The following is an 18,097-nucleotide window of genomic DNA, read 5'->3' on the forward strand; positions in this document are numbered from 1 at the left end:
GATTCGCAAAATCCGGCAAGGGCCATAATGATGCTGGTCATGGACACTCTCTCATCGCAGCGCGCCGGACGCGCCGGACGCCCCACCCGCGAACAGGCGCAGGCGCGCCAGGCCGAACTGCTGGACACGGCGCTCGACATGTTTCTCGATCGTGGGTTCGAACTGACGACGATGGAAGGCATCGCCGCTGCCGTCGGCATGACCAAGCGGACCATCTATGCCCGCTACGCCGAGAAATCGGCTCTCTTCCTGGCCGCGGTCACGCGCGCGATCGAACGCACGGCGACGACGACGGCCGAACTGCACGCGGTCGAGAGCGCGGATCTGGAAGCCACGTTGATCGCGGTGGCCCGACTGCGCATCGCCGATCTTTCGACCGTCGATGGCGTGCGATTGCGGCGGATCATCACCACCGAATCCTACCGGTTCCCGGAAATACTGATGCTGTCATACGACCAGGGTGCGCGTCCGCTGGCGGATTTTCTGGCCGACCTTCTGCGCCGCCACGATAGCGCCGGGGCGATTTGCGTGGAGCGGCCGGACATGGCAGCCAGTCTTTTCATGACCATGGTCCTGGGCGGGCCGGTGCGGCTGATCGCATCGCCCCAGGCAATGAGTCCGGCAGAGATCGATGAATGGGTCCGGGCGGCGGTCCGCCTGTTCCTCAATGGCGTCACAAGAAGATGACAGACAGGAGACGAGGATGGGATCGGCCTATTGGGGCGAGTTGCGGACGCATTGGCGTCCGCTGCTCGCCGCGACGATGGGACTTGGCTTTGGCATAGGCCTGTCCGCCTATACGATGAGCCTGTTCGCGCCCCAGTTGATCGGCGAGTTCGGCTGGGAAAGATCGCAATTCGCGCTGCTGGGCAGTTTCGGGATGCTGATGCTGGTGATGCAGCCGATCACCGGCCGTTTGACCGACCGCTTCGGCGTCCGCGCCGTGTCCGCGGTCGGCGTGCTGGCGGGGCCGGTCGCCTATATCGGCTTCGCCATGCAGCCAGGCGACATCCGTTCCTTCTTCGCCATTGCCGTGGTGCAGATCATCCTCGGGACACTGACCACCTCGCCGGTCTATACGCGCGTCGTCGCGGAACGGTTCGAGCGGGCCCGCGGCCTGGCCTTTTCCATCGTCATGACCGGCCCGCCGCTGGTAGGCGCGCTGATTGCGCCGATGCTGGGCGGATTCATCGAAAGCGAGGGCTGGCGCGCTGGCTATATGCTGCTGGGTTGCGTGACCCTGATATTCGGGCTGATCGCGGTAATGATGACGCCGGCGCATGTCGGCGTCCACGAAATCGAAGGCTCGCCCCGAGCCCGGCCCGGCTATGGCGCCATCGTCCGCAACCCGGCCTTCTGGCTGCTGATCGCGGCGATGATATTGGTCAATTTCCCGCAGGGCCTCGCGTCCGCGCAGATGAAGCTGGTGCTGATGGACAGCGGCGCGCCTTCGCAGACCGCGACGTGGCTGATCTCCATCTACGCGGTCGGCGTGCTGATCGGCCGGTTCGCCTGCGGCCTGTCGCTCGACCGGATGCCGCCGCATCATGTCGCCGCGCTGGCTTTGTCGATGCCGGCGATCGGCATGGCGCTGCTGGCGTCGTCGATCGATGCCCCCTTCGTCCTGGCTCTGTCTGTCGCGATGATGGGAATGGCGCAGGGCGCCGAGGGCGACATCGCCGCCTATCTCGTATCGCGCCGCTTCGGCCTGGGCGTGTTCAGCCTGATCATGGGCTTTGTCGGCGCGTCGATCGCAGGCGGCGCGGCATTGGGATCGCTGACGCTCAGCCTGACGCTCAGCCTGTGGGACAGTTACGCCCCGTTCCTGGCGCTGAGCGCCTGCATCACCATCGTCGGCGCAAGCCTGTTTCTGGCATTGGGGCGTGGTCCCCGCAACTTGGAGGTCGTGCGCGCATGAGCGGGACAAAGAAAGTAGCCGTGGTCTCGGGCGCAAGCGCGGGCATCGGCAAGGCAGCGGCGCGCGCGCTGCTGCAACAGGGATGGCGGGTGATCGGCGTCGGCCGCGATCCGGAGCGCTGCGCTGCGGCGGCAGCGGAATTGTCCGCCCTGCCCGACGCCGATTTCACCATGGTTCAGGCCGACATGGCGCTGCTGGCGGAAACGGCGCGGGCGGCGGCGGACGTCGCGGCGCTGACACCGCACATCGACGCGCTGCTCAACAATGCCGGGGGCGTCCATGCCGAACGCGTCATCACGCCCGAAGGGCATGAGGCGACCTTCGCGTCCAATCATCTCGCGCCCTTCCTGCTGACGCGCAAGCTGATGCCGCAACTGGAGGCGGCGGCGGCACGGTCGGCGCCAGGCACGGTGCGGGTGGTCGCGACATCCTCCACCGGGCATGAACATTGCGACGGCATCCATTGGGATGACCTGACCTTCGCGGAGGGCTTTGTCGGCGGCGCCGCCTATTGCCATGCAAAGCTGGCCAACATCCTCTTCACGCGCGAACTGGCGCGCCGCACGCGCGGCAGCGGCATCGTCGCCCACGCCATGCATCCCGGGGTCGTGGCGAGCAATTTCGCGACCCACTGCGACGCGCCGATGCGCGCCTATATGGAATCGATCGCCGATCGCGCGCTGACGCCAGAGCAGGCCGCCGACACGCTGGTCTGGCTGGCAAGCGCGCAAGAGCCGGGGCGATCGAGCGGACGCTATTTCCACCAGCGCGCCGAACTCACCCCCTCGGCGACGGCACGGGATGACGAAGCGGCGGGCCGGCTCTGGGCAATCAGCGAGGCGCTGGTGGAGCGCTATTGAAAGCGCGCCACGATCTGGGGCAGGTCGACCGTAGTGCGAATACCAGGTGGCGCTTCGCATAGCGCGGGCACGGCGTTGACCGCACGATGGGCGGTCAGGCCGGGCGTGAATGCGGCATAATTCTCTGGCGCGACGGGAAAGGAGACGGCGACATCGAGCGGCGTATCGCCCTCTACCCGGATGCGCCATCCCGAAGGCTGCAGCGCCCAGTCGTCCCGATCGATCTCGCGTCCGCAATACCAATTGGCGCGGAACCGCAGGCGCACCTTGCCCTGATGCGACCCGGAAACGGTAATCCGCTGCGCCGCGACCGTGCCGACAGGCACGATGCCGGCCGCGATCGGGATGTCCCGAGTGGCGGCGCCAAATTCGCCCGTCGCGTCCCAATCATCGATGGCAATGCCGGTGGCATCCGCCAGCTGGGCGAGCGATCCGGCAAAATCCTGTTTCACATGCGCGATCTGACGGGGATCGAAGGCGCCCGGCTGCCGGCCGAAGCCCATGACATCGAACAGCAGCGCGGGTGAATCGCGGCTCGCCAGATCGGCATATTCGTCGATCGTCAGGCATTCGAGCCGGCGGGACAGCGACAGCAGCGGCAAGGGCAATGCCTCGGTCACGAAACCGGGACTGGAGCCGGTGCTGTAGAGCGACGCGCTGCCCGCTTGGCAGGCCGTTTCGATGCGCTCCCGCACGTCGCGCGCCATGCCCGCGGGATGATGGAAATCGCCACGGGTGGTGACGATATTCTTGCCCGATTCGAGCAGGCGGCACAGTTCGTCCAGGTCGGTGCCCTGTCGCATGTAGAGGACGCAATCGGCGGGCGTCGCGACCAGATCGTCAACCGAGTTGGTCGCCGTGATTCCGCACCGGGGCAGCCCGGCCAGTTCGCCCGCGTCCCGGCCGGCCTTGGCGTCCGAACTGACCCACAGTCCGGCAAGGTCCAGCAGCGGATGCTCGATCACCGATCGCAGCGCGCGCAATCCGACATTGCCTGTCGCCCACTGGATCACGCGATAGCGTCTGCCGCCAGTCATCTTGCTCTCCCTTTGCTGTTGCCGGTCGGATTTTCCTGCGGAGCCGTGCGGTCACGGGCCGATATAGCCCAGCCCTTCCTGCCGGGGATCGGGCGAGTCCGACCGCCAGCGCACCGAGCCGAAGGGACGTTCCAGCCGCCGGCGCACGCGCAATCCGCCGGGACTGCGATCGAAGGATTGCGCTCTGGACTGGGCCGCCTTGTCGGCCTGGGTAAAGCGTTCGCGCATGTGGAGATAGTCGCCCCAGGTGGGGCATTGATAGCGTTCGGTCCAGAGCGCCGGATCGGCGATGTCGCGGGCGAGCGACCAGTTGAAGCCACCGTTGCGGAGCCGGGTGCGCTGCACGTCCAGCATCGTTCCATAGAAGTCGCGGGCATCCGCCGGATCGACGTCATAGTCGATCTCGATGACGACCGGGCCGGAGCGGCGGGTCAGCGCGAGTCCGACTTCCGGTTCGTTGCGCAGGACGAACGGCTCGACATCGCTTTCGTCCGGTTCGGGCAGGGGCAGCAACCAGCCGACCAGCGGCGTGGCGGCAAGCGCCAGTCCCGAAAGATACAGGGCCATGTCCACCGACAGTCGAACCGCGACGGCGCCCCACAAAGCCGCGCCGATGGCGATGCCACCCGTCAGCGCGGAGGAAAAGAGCGAGAGGGCGCGGGCAGTCACCCAGCGCGGCGCGGAAAGCTGCACCGAGACATTGAACAGTGCAATGGTGAGGATGTTCGCGCCCCCCGCCACCGCCAGTGCAAGGCAGGTAAGGGGAATATTCCGGCTGAACCCCGCCAGCGCCAGCGCGCCGCCGCCCAGGAGAGCCAGCACGAGAACCAGTGCCTGCGTGCCGAAATGATCGCGCAGCGGACCGATCAACAGCGCGCCACCCACGGCGCCCACTCCGCTGGCACCCAGCAGCACGCCATAGAGGGCGGCATCCCCGCCCAGGAGATCCTTTGCCACCAGCGGCGCGAGGGCGGCGGCCGACGCGCCGGCCAGACCGAACAGGAAGGCACGCGCCAGAACGGTACGGATCGGCCCGGCGTGCAGGGCGTAGCGGACGCCCGAAACGATCGCCCGATGCATCTGTTCGGGCGGAAGCCGGGCGGGCATGGGCGTCCGCCGCCACAGGAAGAAGGCGAGAAGCAGCGGCAGGTAGCAGAGCGCGTTGACCGCGAAGGCGGCCTGTGCGCCGGCCGCCAGCACGATCGCTCCGCCGATCGCCGGGCCGAAGCTGCGCGCCACATTGTAGCTGATCGTGCCGAGCGCGATTGCCGCGGGCAGATGCGGCGCGCCAACCTGTTCGCTGATCGAGGATTGCCAGGCTGGCGAATAGAGCGCCACACCCGCCCCGATCAGGAAACAAAAGGCCAGGATCGTCCAGGGCGTGGCATAACCCATGGCGCCCAGCAGCGTCAGCAGCGCGGCGCAAAGGCTGGAAAAGGCGAGGCCCGCCATTGCGATCCGACGCCGGTCGAACATGTCGGCCAGCGCGCCCGCCGGCACGGCGACCAGCATCAGCGGCGCCATCAGCGCCGTCTGGACGAGCGCCACCATGCCCGCCGACTGGGTCAGCCGCACCATGTCCCACGCCGCCCCCACGCCCAGGATGAGCTGGCCGAAATTGGACAGCAGGCTGGCGATCCAGATGCGCCGGAAGACCGGTTCGCGCAGCGGTGCGAAGCTGCCCGCCATAGTCGGTTTCTCCTTCGAAGGCGGCACATTGGGGCGACGGCGGGCCGATCGTCCATCCTCCTGGAGCCGCCTTGTCCATCAATCGCCCGCGCGATTGGCTTCGCGGTGGCACCGCGCGGCTGATCCATGCGATAGCCAGGGCAAGAGAGAAGCATGGGAGAAGAGCATTGGCCGACGCCTTCATCATCGACGCCGTCCGCACGCCGCGCAGCATCGGCAAGGTCGGCAAGGGCGCGCTCTCGCACATGCATCCACAGCATGTCGCCGCAACGGTGCTGCGCGCCGTCCGCGATCGTAATGGCATCGATACCGCCGATGTGGATGACGTGATCTGGGGCACGAGCGCGCAGATGGGCTTGCAAGGCGGCGACATGGGCCGGATGGCGGCGCTCGACGCGGGCTATGACATTCGGGCGTCGGGCGTGACGCTGGACCGTTTCTGCGGCAGCGGTCTGACCGCCACCAATCTCGCCGCCGGGCAGATCATGGCCGGGATGGAAGATCTGGTCGTGGCAGGCGGGACCGAGATGATGTCGCACGTCAATGCCTATGGTCAGGCGCTGCGGGAGGCAGGCGTGAAGTCCGTCGGCGGGCTGGGCACGGGCAATCTGCGGTTGCAGGCTCGGCACCCCCAGTCGAACCAGGGCGTGGCGGCGGATGCGATCGCCGCGATGGAGGGGATCGGACGCGAGCAACTGGACGCCTTTGGCGCTGAAAGTCAGCGTCGTGCGGCGGTCGCGATCGCCGAAGGGCGGTTCGCGCGATCGACGGTTCCGGTCGTCGACGATGACGGCGCTGTCATCCTGGATCGCGAGGAATATCCCCGGCCGGGCACGACGGCCGAGCAGCTGGCGGCACTCAAGCCGGCCTTCGCCTCCTTCATCGACATGCCCTCGCGCCCGGACGGGCCGACCTTTCGCCAGCTCATCAACCAGAAATATCCCGACCTGGCGATCGAGCCGCTGCACCATGCCGGCACCTCTTCCGGCGTGGTCGACGGGGCGGCGGCGATCCTGCTGGCGTCGGGCGACTATGCCCGTCGCACCGGCCTGAAGCCGCGCGCCCGGATCGTCGCTACCGCCAATATGGGCGATTGCCCGACGCTGATGCTGAACGGCCCGGTTCCCGCCGCACGCAAGGTGCTCGCGAAGGCGGGGCTGACCAAGGACGATATCGACGTCTGGGAAGTGAATGAAGCCTTCGCCGTCGTGACGGAGAAGTTCATCCGCGATATGGAGATCGACCGGACCCGGCTCAATCCCAATGGCGGCGCCATCGCGCTGGGCCACCCCATCGGGGCGACAGGCGCGGTGCTGATCGGCACGGCGCTGGACGAACTGGAACGCAGCGGAGGACGTTATGGCCTCATCACCATGTGCGCAGCGGGCGGCATGGCACCGGCGATCATCATCGAACGTGTCTGATCCCGGCAATCCGCCTGTGACCGGCTGCGTTTCGCAGGACGAGCTTTCTTTCGTTTCGCCGCGATGGCGCTATGCTGCGCGCACGATGGCAAAACCGATCGACGAGCTGCTGGCCGAAGACCCCACCGCGCTGATGCGCAACGCATCCCTGAAACTGACCGTGATCGCGCGGCAGTTGCGCGCACATTTCGACCAGAGCGTCGTGCGGCTGGGCGTAACCCGGTCGCAATGGACGGTGATCGCAGCGGTCGCCCGCTATCCCGGATCGACCCAGCGCACGATCGCGACCATGCTGGAGATTGCCGAAGCATCGGCCGGCCGGCTGATCGACCGGCTGTGCGCCGACGGGTTGCTGGAACGGCGGCCCAAGGATGACGATCGCCGCGCCCATGCCGTCTATCTGACCGACGCGGGACAGGCGATCACGTCGAAACTGGCGGCGATCGCGCGCGCCAACGAGGAGGTCGCCTTTGCCGGCTTCGACGGCGACGACCTGCGGCGCTTCAACGCGCTGCTGGACACGATCTCCGAGAATATCTCGAAAGGCTGAGCCCAAACGCAAAAGGGGCCGCTCCGATGGAGCGGCCCCTTTTGTCTTGCTGCCTCCAAAATATCAGCGGGCGACCAGCAGGTCGCGCTTGGACAGGTTGGTCGTCAGCTTGCCATCTGCCGCCGTCAGGCTGGCGGCAGGAACCACGACCATCTTGCCGTTCAGGATGATCTGCGCAGCGCCATCCTGGCCGACGCGATAGACTGCGGCGAGACGGTCGCCCGCCGCGGTATAGAGCATCTTTCCCTTGTAATCGGCCGCGCTGACCGACGCGGACGAAAGCTGCACCGCATCATCGGCAAGAGCCGGCGTCGCGAACGCGACGGTGACAGGGACAAGGAGAGCGAGCTTGGCAAAATGGTTCATGACGGGCCTCTTAGAAATGAGAACGACTCACTTAACACTAAGCTAGGTTAGCTAATCGCGGAAAATTGTCAAGCTAGCTTAGTATTATTTTCCGCATCTGCGAGACTGCGGCAGCGAACAAAAAAGGGCGCCTCGAAGAAGCGCCCTACAAAGATCGGATGGGTCCAGGATCAGCGCGGTGGAAAGCGGATCGCTCCGTCGATGCGCAATGTCTGGGCGTTCACATAGCTGTTGCGGGCGATTTCGGTGACCAGGCTGGCAAATTCCTCCGGCTTTCCAAGCCGGCGGGGAAAGGGCACGCTATTGTTGAGGCTTTCATACATGGCGGGATTCATGTCCTTGAAGCGGAGCATCGGGGGCGTCGCGAAAATACCGGGCATCACGGCATTGACCCGGATGCCCAGGTCCATCAGATCGCGCGCCATCGGCAGGACCATGCCGTTCACGCCGGCCTTGAGCGAGCCATAGGCGACCTGCCCCACCTGCCCATCCTGCGCGGCCGCGCTGGAGGTGAGTATAATGGTCCCGCGTTCGCCGTCGTCCAGCGGATCGAGCGCGGCCATGCCAAGCGCAGCGATCGAGGCTATGCGGTAAGTGGCGACCAGCACGCCTTGCGCCGACAAGGCGTAATCCTCGGTCGAAAGGCGCTTGAAGCGGCCGCTTTCCTTGTCCTTGCCAACGGTCTTGCCGCCCTTGGACATAACGGCGCAATGGACGAGGATCCGTTCCTGGCCCTGGGTGGCCCGCGCCTTGTCGAAGCCGGCGAGAGCGCTTTCTTCCGACAATATATCGACCTTGCAGAACAGCGCCCCGACCTCGGCGGCGATTGCTTCGCCCTGGTCCTCGTTGATGTCGAAGATCGCGACTTTCGCGCCAAGCGCGCGCAACGCCTTCACCGTGGCGAGGCCAAGGCCGGACGCTCCGCCCGTCACGATGGCCGCAAGCGAAGAGTCGATAAGCATGGCAATCCTCCGGGTCGTCCGCACCCCTGCTATCGGCCCGACATCGGCGCTTCTCAATCCCCCGGCCCGTATATCGCGGCGGCGTTGAGCGACGCTGGCCCATCGCGCTAGCGATAGCCCGCATCCGACAGGCTGTCGGGTCTTGCGGCGGCGGCCGCAGCTTCTACCCTTTCAGCAGACAAGGCCGCTTTCCGCGGCGAGCGAGGGGATTGGGTAGATGACCCAGGTGATGAAGGGTATGCGCGTCCTGGAAGTGGCGCAATTTACCTATGTTCCGGCGGCCGGCGCGATCCTGGCGGACTGGGGCGCGGATGTCATCAAGGTGGAGCATCCGGTGCGCGGCGACACGCAGCGCGGCTTCCTGAACATGGGCGGCGTCACGCTCGACCCGCTGCGCCACACGCTGTTCGAACATCCCAACCGGGGCAAGCGCAGCGTCGGCATCGACCTGTCGACCGCGGAAGGTCAGGAAGTGCTGTACGAACTGGCCCGGACGGCGGACGTGTTCCTGACCAACTATCTGCCCCAGGTACGACAAAAGAACCGGTTCGACGTGGAGCATATTCGCGCGGTCAACCCCGACATCATCTATGCCCGCGGCAGCGCGCTGGGCAACAAGGGGCCAGAACGCGAGGTGGGCGGATTCGACGGCACATGCTTCTGGTCGCGCAGCGGCATTGCCTATGCGATGACGCCGGAAGATCTGCCGGGTCCGCTGACCCAGGGCATTCCCGCATTCGGCGATTCGATCGGCGGCATGTTCATCGCCGGCGGCATTTCCGGCGCGCTCTATCATCGCGAAAGGACCGGCGAGGCGGTGGAACTGGACGTGTCGCTGCTGAGCGCCGCCTGGTGGGCATCGGGCGCGCAGATTTCGCAGATCATGGAAAATGGCGTCGTGACACGGAACGGAATGCCCGCATCCGGAGGATCGCTGCGCAATCCCTTCATGGGCAATTTCCATACCGCCGATGGCGGCACGATCAACCTGTGCATGGTCAGCCCCACGGGCCTGATCCGCGACACGTTCGAGCATGTCGGCGCGCCGGAGGCCGGCGACGACCCCCGCTTCAAGGATGTCCACGCCCTGATCGAAAATGCCGGCGCGGCCAGCGACATATTGGTCAAGGCGTTCGCGCGGAAGCCCTTCGCCTACTGGCGCGAGCATCTGAAGACGATGAAGGGCCAATGGGCGCCGATCCAGAGCTTCGCGGACCTGCTGACCGACGAGCAGGCGGTGGCCAACGACATGATCGTGGAGGTCGAAGGCGCCGATGGCAGCGGCAAGCCGCTGCGGCTGGTGCGAGGTCCGGTACAGTTTGACGGCCAGCCGCTCGAAACCACGCGCGCGCCACAGGCTTCCGAGCATACCGAGCTGGTACTCATGGAGATGGGCGTCGAATGGGACCGGATCGAACAATGGAAGGCCAGTGGCGCAATCGCCTGAAACAGGCGATATTCCACGGTCAGGAGGGCAGATAGTCATGAAACCCGGAACGAAACTGAAAAGCGCGGTGTGCGACACCGAAGTCATGGTGATCCGCAGCGGCGACGGCATGATCGAATGCGGCGGCGCGCCCATGGGCGAGGCCAAGGCGGAAGCGCAGGGAAGCCCAAGCGCGGATTTTTCGACCGGGACGCTGATGGGAAAACGCTATGTCGATGCGGCCGGCACCTTCGAACTGCTGTGCGTCAAGCCTGGCAAGGGATCGCTATCGGTGGACGGGGTGGCGCTGAGCACCAAGGACGCCAAGCCCCTGCCCGCTTCGGACTGATCCACATCCCATGAACATCGCACTATTCCTTGAAATGGCCGCCGAGGCTGCGCCCGATCGGATCGGACTGGTCTGTGACGGCCAGCGCTGGACCTATGCGCAACTGCTGGCAGGTGCGCGCGGCGCTGCGGCGCTGCTGCGGGAAACCGGCTGCACCCATGTCGCGCTGCTCGATGAAAGCAGCGAGGCGGCAGCCATGGCGATGTTCGGCGCCGCGCTGGCCGGCGTCGCCTATGTGCCGCTCAACTACCGGCTCGCCGATGCCGACCTTGCCGCACTGATCGGCCGGATCAGCCCGGCCCTGATCGTGGGCGACGCGGACCGGGTCCGGCGGCTGTGTCCATCGCTGGAAAACCGGCTGTTCGACCGCGCCAGCTTCGTCGCGGAGGCGCTGGCACATGCCGACGCGGCGGCCGGCGATGGTGACGATGGCGAGGGTGTCGCGATCCAGCTGTTCACCAGCGGCACCACGGCGGCGCCCAAGGCAGCGATCCTGCGCCACGCCAATCTTGTATCCTATATATTGGGCACTGTGGAGTTCGGCGCAGCGCCGGAGAACGATGCCGCGCTGGTCAGCGTGCCGCCCTATCATATCGCCGGCATCGCCGCGCTGCTCAGCTCCATCTATGCTATGCGGCGCATCCTGTTGCTGCCGGCCTTCGAACCCAAGGCCTGGCTTGATCTGGCCGCGACAGAACGGGCCAGCAACGCCTTCGTCGTGCCGACCATGCTGGCGCGGATCATCGACACGATGGACAAGGGGCATCGGCCCGATCTGTCCAGCCTGCGCGCCATCGCCTATGGCGGCGGCAAGATGCCGACCGAATTGATCCGTCAGGCATTGGATCTGTTCCCGCAAACGGGATTCACCAACGCCTATGGGCTGACCGAAACCAGTTCGACGATCGCGCTGCTCGGCCCGGAAGAACATCGCGCCGCCCATGAAACGGATGATCCCGCAGTGCGGGCGAGGCTGGGATCCGTCGGCCGTCCACTGCCAACGGTGGAGATCGAAATCCGCGACGAGGACGGGCGCGCCCTGCCTGCGGGCGAAGCGGGCGAGATCTACGTCCGGGGCGACCAGGTTTCGGGCGAATATCGGGAACGCAGCGCTCTCGATGCTCAAGGCTGGTTTCCGACCCGCGACGCCGGTTATCTGGATGCCGAGGGCTATCTGTTTCTGTCGGGTCGGGCCGACGACGTGATCGTGCGCGGCGGCGAGAATATCTCGCCGGGCGAGATCGAGGACGTCGTGGCCGCCCATCCCGCCATCGCCGAGGCCGCTGCCGTTGCGATCCCGTCGCATGAATGGGGTGAAGCCGTCGGGCTGATCGTCGTTCCCCGCGTCGGCCAGGCCGCTCCATCGGACGATGAGCTGAAGGAGATGGTGCGGGCGCGCCTGCGGTCCTCACGAGTGCCCGAGCGGGTGCTGTTCGCCGACGCACTGCCTTATAATGAGATGGGCAAGCTGCTGCGACGGGAGATCAAGAAGCTCTTTCTCGACTGACATGGTCGCCGCGCCAACTCTCCCCCTCATGCGTTGGGCCGAGGCGGAATTGCGCATGATCGAGAAATTGGGCGGCGACGCCTTTTCCCTCCCGTCGGCCGCGCAGCTGATGGGCGAACGGGCGACGCTCAACGGCTTTCTGGTGCCGGGCCGGCGTTCAGCGGGCGGCGGATGCAGGCTGCACGACACGCTCGACGGGACCGTGGCGCTGACGCTCGCCCGGGCAGACGACCGCGCGATGCTGCCTGCGCTGTTCGGGGACAGCGGAATCGATGGCGACGATGACCGGCAGATCGCGGCCGCCTTCGCTAAGCGCCATAGCGAGGCGCTTGTCGCGCAGGGACGCCTGCTCGCGCGGTTGCGGGACGGACGCGCGGCCCGCATGATCCTGTCGATGAGCGCGATCGTGGCGCAGGCACTGGACAGCGAAAGGCGGCGAGACGAGAAGGCGCTGATGGCCGACCTTCGATATTGGAGTCTGAGGCACGGAACGCCTTTCCCGAACGCCGGGCCGCGCCCGTCTGGGCGTGTGGCCGCGTTGGGGCAGGACAATCAGGCCTGGCTTGCCTCATGCTGATCCGCGCGGCCGAGATTGATGGTCGCCTGGCCGATGTCCGCATCGAGGGCGGGCGGGTGGCGGCCCTGGGCGTGCTTGAACCCGTTGAGGGCGAAAGGATGATCGACGCTGGCGGCGGCGCGCTGCTGCCGGGGTTGCATGATCATCATATCCATTGCGCGGCGCTTGCCGTCGCGCGCGCATCGCTGGCCTGCGGGCCGCCCGATGTGACGGATGAAGCGCGACTTGCGGCGGTGCTGGCGCAGCCGGGGAGTGGCTGGCTGCGCGGGATCGGCTATCATGAAAGTGTCGCCGGTATGCTGGATGCGCGGCAACTGGATCGCTGGACCGGCGATCGTCCCGTGCGGATACAGCATCGTTCCGGGCGCATGTGGTTCCTCAACAGCGCGGCGCTCGATCGGCTGCTGTCCGGCGCAGTACCCCCGACGGGAATGGAGCGCGAGGACGGGCGCTGGACGGGACGGCTGTTCGACGCCGACGCCTGGCTGCGGTCGGCGCTGGGCGGCGTGCCACCGGACATGGGATCGATCGGCAAGGAGCTGGCGTCCCTGGGCGTAACTGGCATCACCGACATGTCACCGGCCAATGACGACCGCATGGCGGGGCATTTCGCGGCGGAGCGGGATACCGGACGGTTGCCGCAACGGATACTGCTGGCCGGAACGCTGGCGCTGTCTGACGCGCCGCGGCACGCTTCCGTGACGATCGGCGCCGCCAAGCTGCATCTGCACGAGCATCAGTTGCCGGATTTCGACGACTGCGTGGCGTTCGTGAGCGACGCGCATGAGCGCGACCGTGTCGCCGCGATCCATTGCACGACCGAGGTCGAACTGGTGTTCGCGCTTGCTGCGCTGAAGGAGGCCGGCGTCCGGCCGGGCGACCGGATCGAACATGCAGGCATAACCCCCGATCCGCTGCTGGCGCAGATGGCGGAAATGCGCCTCCACGTCGTCAGCCAGCCGCATTTCATCGCCGAGCGCGGCGACCAGTATCTGGCCGACGTCGAACCGCGTGAACGCGCGCTCCTGTATCGGCTCGCCGCCTTCCGGCGGGCGGGCGTGACGCTCGCGGCGGGCAGCGATGCCCCCTATGGCCGCCCCGATCCCTGGGCGTCCATGCGCGCGGCCGTATCGCGCCGGACCGCAACCGGGATCACTATCGGCCATGATGAGGCACTGACGCCCGAGGAAGCGCGCGACCTGTTCCTCGCCGATCCCCTGGAACTGGGCCATATTCGCCGGATCAGGGAAGGCGCGCCGGCCGACCTCTGCCTGCTCGACCGGGGCTGGGCGCAGGCGCGCACGCGGCTGGACGCGGCCGATGTCCGCATGACCCTGATCGCCGGATCAACCGTCCATGATTGCGTCGACCAGTCCCCAGTCCAGCGCCGTCCGCGCACTGATGCGCCTGCCTGACAGCATCATCAGGGCCGCGCGCTGCCGTCCGATCCTGCGCGCCACCGAAACGCAGCCCCCCGCCCCCGGCAAGATGCCCATGGCAAGCTCGGGTAGCTGGAACCAGGCGAGGCGGCTGGCGGTCAAATGGCCGGCAAAGGCTGCCATTTCCAGCCCGGAACCGACGCATCCGCCCTGCACATGCACGTCGAGCCGGTCAGCGCAGCCTGCCATGGCGTGCGCGGGCAAGGTCGCCATGCGGATGGCGTGCGCTGTGGCCGGGTCACGCGTCGTGCCGAATTCGGCAAGGTCCGCGCCCAGCGAGAAGCTGCGCCCCGTCGAGCGCAGACGGATGGAGGCGATGTCCCGGTCCAGCGCCGCGAGATCGAACGCATCCCGCAACGCATCCCGCATCGCGCGATCAATCGCATTGTCGGCCTCGGGACGATCGAGGCAGATGTCGAGCCGATCGCCGTCGCGCAGGACGTGGACGGTGCCCGGCCGATATTGGCCCTGCGGCTCGCGTTCCGCGAGCCAGCGCGCATGGCCGGCACTCCCCTGAAGCAGGCCATAGGCCATGGATTCGGCGACCAGCGCGGCTCCCATGTCCATCCCGTCAGTCAGGCGGAGCAGTTGCACCAGCACCGCGGCGGCTTTCGGCTGGGCCTCGATGGCGGTGACAAGCATATCCAGCGACACCGGCGGCTCGACCAGCAGGTCGCAGCAAGCGGCAGCGGGATGATCACGATCGCCGAGGCCGATCAGCGGGCAGGGCGGCGGATGCCGCACTGCGTCCGGCGCCAAATCTTGGAGATCGACAAGAGCCAGCGCCGCGCCATGGTCCTGAAACGGAGTGACGAGCGTCTGCGGATCGATGCGGGCGAACCGGTCGGCCATCGGGGAAATGTAGAGGCAAGCGGAGGCAATGCCAAAGGACAGTCATCATTGATCGCCGAGGCGGTCTCCTGGGACGAAGCCATGCATCCGGTCTCGATTCGGCGGCGGACTGTGGAACGAACGCATTGTCCAGAAGAGGGGTAGCCGCGGGCGAGGGAGCAGCGGTAACAGATTAGGATCAAAGGGTAATTTCGATATAAACGAGAGTATCTCATTTTTAATTGACAGACTCTCCGCGTTAGTGAACAACTATGTTCATAAACCGAAGGAGAGGACCATGGCTCAAGTCGAGTCCAACAAGGCGAAGATCGCCAAGCGCGTTATCGAAGTGCTTGAATTCTTCGACGAAAATCACCCGCAGGCCACGGTGATGGACATTGTCCGTCGCTTCGACCGGCCCCAGTCAAGCACCTCGGAATTGCTGTCCAGCCTGGTCGACCTGGGCCTGCTGCACAAGGACCCCTGCTCGCGCTCCTACTCGCCCACGCCGCGCGCGGCGATGCTGGCCGCCGCAGTGCAGCCGCGTCTGGTGCGCGATGGCGGGCTGACCGGCCTGATCGACCGGCTTTCGGCGCAGACCGGCCTGGGCGTCGCCGTTTTCGGCATGGTCGGGCTGAAGGTGCAGGTCGTCCACTGGCGCGGCGGCAAGCGCAGCTTCCGCACCGCCGGCCCCGGTTTCTGCGGCGGGCAGCAAGATTATCTGTCCGACTCCGCCGCCGGCTGGCTGATGCTGTCGACCGTCACCGAGCCGCGGCGCGGCGGCATGATCCGGCGCCTCAACGCTGAAGCCAGTGACGACCGCAAATTCGCCACCGCCGACATGGTGGGGCAGGTCCAGCGCTGCCGCGATGAAGCCCATGTGAGTGGCCGGGCCGGCTTCGGCTCGATCGCGGACGTAACGGCGGTGCTGCTGCCCAACATGCCGGAAAGCCAGCCGCTGGCGATCGGCTTTGTCTATGAACCATCGGACCAGATCGACGCCGAGGGTTTGCTCGCCACCCTCAAGGACGCGGTGCGTCGCTGTGTCGAAGAGCCGGCCCCCGCATCGGTTTCGCCCCTGTTCGATGCCCGCCAGCCGCAGTTCGAGGTCAGCCATGGTTGAGGTTAAGGACCAGGAACTGGCTCAGGCCGCGCGCAAATATTGGTCGGCCGAAGGATATACGGAAGGCGGCGTGATCCGGGAGGTCGACTATGCCTCGCAATCGGGCGGTCTGGATCCGTCGCTGGCGGGCATCAAGATCGTCGACACCGACACCCATATTACCGAGGCGCCCGATCTGTTCACATCGCGCGCGCCGGCCAACTACAAAGCAAAGGTACCCTATGTGAAGCTCGACGCCGACGGCGTCGAACGCTGGTATGTCGGTGACCGCAATTTCGGCTCTATGGGCGGCAACGTCATCCGCGCCGACAATAACAAACTGCTCGGACGTCTCGCTTTTCCCAAGCTTTCACAGGCACATCCGGGCGGCCATCTCATCAAGGAACGCTTGCAGGCGATGGACGATATGGGCGTCCATGCCCAGATCGGCTTCCAGAATTCGGGCGTGACCCAGGCGGGATCGCTGATGTCGCTCGGCGACCCCGACCTCGCGCTGGCCATCATCCAGATGTATAATGACGCCTCCGCCGAATATCAGCAGGTATCGGGCGATCGCATCTTCAACATGGCCCATCTGCCTTTCTGGGACCAGACGGCGCTGGAAACCGAGGCGCGGCGGTGCGTAGACATGGGACTAAAGGGTTTCGTGCTACCCGACACGCCCGAACGGGTCGGCGTGCCCAGCTTCATGCATGAGTATTGGACGCCCTTCCTGGAGATGTGCGAAGCGACGGGGATGCCGCTCAACTTCCATCTCAATGCGGCGATCGATCCCAATACCTTGACCTGGGAAGGCTTCGGCTTCGAACAGACCCTGTCGGTGGTCGCCACCATGTTCTCGATCGGCAACGCCGCCACGCTGGGCAACTGGATGGTGTCGGGTCGTCTGGACCGACATCCCAAGCTCAAGATCGGCCTGATCGAGAGCGGCGCGGGCTGGGTTCCGTTCGCCATCGAGGCGCTGGAGCACCAGTTCGACGAAATGCTGCCGAGCAAGAAGGGTCTGCTCAACAAGCGGCCGAAAGAATATTTCCGTGACCATTTCTGGGTCACATTCTGGTTCGAAAAGATCGCCCCCAAACTGCTGCTGGAGACGATCGGGGTCGACAAGGTCATGTTCGAGACTGACTTCCCGCACCCGACCTCGCTCTATCCGGGCGTCCAGTCGCATATCATCGACGTGCTGGGCGGCTATGATTTCGAGGTGAAGAAGAAGGTGCTTCAGACCAACGCCACCGGCCTCTATAATCTGCCCTTCTGACCGAAGGCCTGGGCGCTCCCGACGAACGGGAGCGCCCTTTTTCAGCGCTGGCGATAGCGGGTTCCGTCGAAATGATCGAGCGGTACGAGGGCACCCCCGCTGAAGTCGATGATCTTCCCGACACGCCGCGCGCGCACCGCATTTTCCGGCTGAAAAGTATAGCAATTGGGCGGCACGCGGGTCGCGGTGGATTGCCGCTCCATCGGAATGAGCCGGCCATTGCCGAGGATCGCCCCCCACTGGAGCAGCCTTGCAGCTTCCCTCTCGCGTCCTTCCAGTCCCTCGATCCACTCGCGCAGCTTGAGCAGGGATTCCCCGGCGATCGCGTCCGGCCTCTCCATTACATGGCCGCGATGCGCGAATTGCAGCACGGGGGTGCCGTCACGCCGGATCTCCGCGACGCTGAGGCCATCGACCGGATCGCAGGCGACAATCTCATAACGGGTCGGGGCCTGGTCAGTGGCGTGGGCGGCGGCCAGCACCATGAGATCGTGCAAATGGGTGCAGTTGGCCTTCTTCTCGCCGCGGCCCGCAACGTCCGCAAGCGGCACGCCCGTGAAGGTGCCTTGCAATATCGCGGACGCGCCGGGACAGGTGGTCCAGGGAAGGCGGTCCAGGATCGAATCCACCTCTGTCACGACCACGCCGTCATGATGCAGGATGACGGCCATGCTGTGATAGTCGTCCTCGACAGCGGCGATGACCTGCCCGGCCGACGGCGTCACCAGGAAGCGGCGGCGAAAGCCCGACAGCCTGTCGAGCGCGGCGCTGTCCATCG

Annotated in this window: 18 protein-coding genes; 12 read left to right on the plus strand and 6 right to left on the minus strand. The window is 66.0% G+C overall.

Features of this window, described 5'->3' with window-relative positions; genetic code table 11:
• Positions 1-39: 39 nt before the first annotated feature.
• Genes A7Q26_RS00480 through A7Q26_RS00490 form a run of 3 tightly spaced genes read left to right on the plus strand, consistent with a single transcriptional unit; the run spans position 40 to position 2,778 of the window.
• The gene (locus tag A7Q26_RS00480; protein WP_232313616.1) at positions 40-687 is read left to right on the plus strand and encodes a TetR/AcrR family transcriptional regulator; all 648 of its coding nucleotides are present in this window, start codon (positions 40-42) and stop codon (positions 685-687) included.
• Positions 688-703: 16 nt separating this feature from the next.
• Positions 704-1,918, plus strand: coding sequence for an MFS transporter (locus A7Q26_RS00485; protein ID WP_066854941.1), 1,215 nt, complete (start codon positions 704-706; stop codon positions 1,916-1,918).
• Positions 1,915-2,778: an SDR family NAD(P)-dependent oxidoreductase gene (locus tag A7Q26_RS00490; protein WP_066854944.1), complete on the plus strand. Its 864-nt coding sequence runs from the start codon at positions 1,915-1,917 to the stop codon at positions 2,776-2,778. The genes A7Q26_RS00485 and A7Q26_RS00490 overlap by 4 nt, the downstream gene beginning before the upstream one ends.
• Here A7Q26_RS00490 and A7Q26_RS00495 read toward each other — a convergent pair.
• Together A7Q26_RS00495 and A7Q26_RS00500 are read right to left on the minus strand one after the other, a co-directional pair.
• Positions 2,772-3,815, minus strand: a complete 1,044-nt coding sequence (locus A7Q26_RS00495) for an NAD(P)H-dependent amine dehydrogenase family protein (protein WP_066854947.1) — start codon at positions 3,813-3,815, stop codon at positions 2,772-2,774. The two genes, A7Q26_RS00490 and A7Q26_RS00495, sit on opposite strands and share 7 nt — an antisense overlap.
• A gap of 51 nt (positions 3,816-3,866) precedes the next feature.
• Positions 3,867-5,504: an MFS transporter gene (locus tag A7Q26_RS00500; protein WP_066854950.1), complete on the minus strand. Its 1,638-nt coding sequence runs from the start codon at positions 5,502-5,504 to the stop codon at positions 3,867-3,869.
• Positions 5,505-5,671: 167 nt separating this feature from the next.
• Between A7Q26_RS00500 and A7Q26_RS00505 the strand changes: the two genes are divergently transcribed.
• Both A7Q26_RS00505 and A7Q26_RS00510 read left to right on the plus strand, forming a co-directional pair.
• Positions 5,672-6,928: an acetyl-CoA C-acetyltransferase gene (locus A7Q26_RS00505; protein WP_066854953.1), complete on the plus strand. Its 1,257-nt coding sequence runs from the start codon at positions 5,672-5,674 to the stop codon at positions 6,926-6,928.
• A gap of 85 nt (positions 6,929-7,013) precedes the next feature.
• The gene (locus tag A7Q26_RS00510) at positions 7,014-7,478 is read left to right on the plus strand and encodes a MarR family winged helix-turn-helix transcriptional regulator (protein WP_066855352.1); all 465 of its coding nucleotides are present in this window, start codon (positions 7,014-7,016) and stop codon (positions 7,476-7,478) included.
• Between the two features lie 63 nt (positions 7,479-7,541).
• Here the strand turns inward: A7Q26_RS00510 and A7Q26_RS00515 are convergent, their stop codons facing one another.
• Both A7Q26_RS00515 and A7Q26_RS00520 read right to left on the minus strand, forming a co-directional pair.
• The gene (locus A7Q26_RS00515) at positions 7,542-7,844 is read right to left on the minus strand and encodes a hypothetical protein (RefSeq protein WP_066854957.1); all 303 of its coding nucleotides are present in this window, start codon (positions 7,842-7,844) and stop codon (positions 7,542-7,544) included.
• A 170-nt stretch (positions 7,845-8,014) separates the two neighbouring features.
• A complete protein-coding gene (locus A7Q26_RS00520; RefSeq protein ID WP_066854960.1) occupies positions 8,015-8,806 on the minus strand; it encodes an SDR family oxidoreductase in 792 nt (263 codons plus the stop codon).
• Positions 8,807-9,023: 217 nt separating this feature from the next.
• Between A7Q26_RS00520 and A7Q26_RS00525 the strand changes: the two genes are divergently transcribed.
• Genes A7Q26_RS00525 through A7Q26_RS00545 form a run of 5 tightly spaced genes read left to right on the plus strand, consistent with a single transcriptional unit; the run spans position 9,024 to position 14,080 of the window.
• Complete coding sequence (locus A7Q26_RS00525) at positions 9,024-10,253, plus strand: CaiB/BaiF CoA transferase family protein (RefSeq protein ID WP_066854962.1); 1,230 nt, start codon at positions 9,024-9,026, stop codon at positions 10,251-10,253.
• 37 nt (positions 10,254-10,290) lie between these two features.
• Complete coding sequence (locus A7Q26_RS00530; protein ID WP_066854965.1) at positions 10,291-10,581, plus strand: hypothetical protein; 291 nt, start codon at positions 10,291-10,293, stop codon at positions 10,579-10,581.
• Positions 10,582-10,591: 10 nt separating this feature from the next.
• Positions 10,592-12,088, plus strand: a complete 1,497-nt coding sequence (locus A7Q26_RS00535) for a class I adenylate-forming enzyme family protein (protein ID WP_066854972.1) — start codon at positions 10,592-10,594, stop codon at positions 12,086-12,088.
• 55 nt (positions 12,089-12,143) lie between these two features.
• Positions 12,144-12,665: a hypothetical protein gene (locus tag A7Q26_RS00540; protein ID WP_232313618.1), complete on the plus strand. Its 522-nt coding sequence runs from the start codon at positions 12,144-12,146 to the stop codon at positions 12,663-12,665.
• Positions 12,659-14,080: an amidohydrolase family protein gene (locus A7Q26_RS00545; protein WP_066854978.1), complete on the plus strand. Its 1,422-nt coding sequence runs from the start codon at positions 12,659-12,661 to the stop codon at positions 14,078-14,080. The genes A7Q26_RS00540 and A7Q26_RS00545 overlap by 7 nt, the downstream gene beginning before the upstream one ends.
• On the opposite strand, the gene A7Q26_RS00550 is transcribed toward A7Q26_RS00545, so the two are convergent.
• Positions 14,012-14,956 carry an enoyl-CoA hydratase/isomerase family protein gene (locus A7Q26_RS00550; RefSeq protein WP_066854982.1) on the minus strand — a complete coding sequence of 315 codons (945 nt, stop codon included), beginning with the start codon at positions 14,954-14,956 and terminating at the stop codon, positions 14,012-14,014. The genes A7Q26_RS00545 and A7Q26_RS00550 overlap by 69 nt on opposite strands.
• Before the next feature lie 277 nt (positions 14,957-15,233).
• Between A7Q26_RS00550 and A7Q26_RS00555 the strand changes: the two genes are divergently transcribed.
• Together A7Q26_RS00555 and A7Q26_RS00560 are read left to right on the plus strand one after the other, a co-directional pair.
• Positions 15,234-16,058: a helix-turn-helix domain-containing protein gene (locus tag A7Q26_RS00555; RefSeq protein WP_066854984.1), complete on the plus strand. Its 825-nt coding sequence runs from the start codon at positions 15,234-15,236 to the stop codon at positions 16,056-16,058.
• Complete coding sequence (locus A7Q26_RS00560) at positions 16,051-17,319, plus strand: amidohydrolase family protein (RefSeq protein WP_066854987.1); 1,269 nt, start codon at positions 16,051-16,053, stop codon at positions 17,317-17,319. The genes A7Q26_RS00555 and A7Q26_RS00560 overlap by 8 nt, the downstream gene beginning before the upstream one ends.
• Positions 17,320-17,360: 41 nt before the next feature.
• Here the strand turns inward: A7Q26_RS00560 and A7Q26_RS00565 are convergent, their stop codons facing one another.
• The gene (locus A7Q26_RS00565) at positions 17,361-18,095 is read right to left on the minus strand and encodes a DUF2889 domain-containing protein (protein ID WP_066854990.1); all 735 of its coding nucleotides are present in this window, start codon (positions 18,093-18,095) and stop codon (positions 17,361-17,363) included.
• Positions 18,096-18,097: the final 2 nt, after the last annotated feature.

The sequence above is a fragment of the Sphingobium sp. TCM1 genome, from assembly GCF_001650725.1.
Classification (GTDB): Bacteria; Pseudomonadota; Alphaproteobacteria; order Sphingomonadales; family Sphingomonadaceae; genus Sphingobium.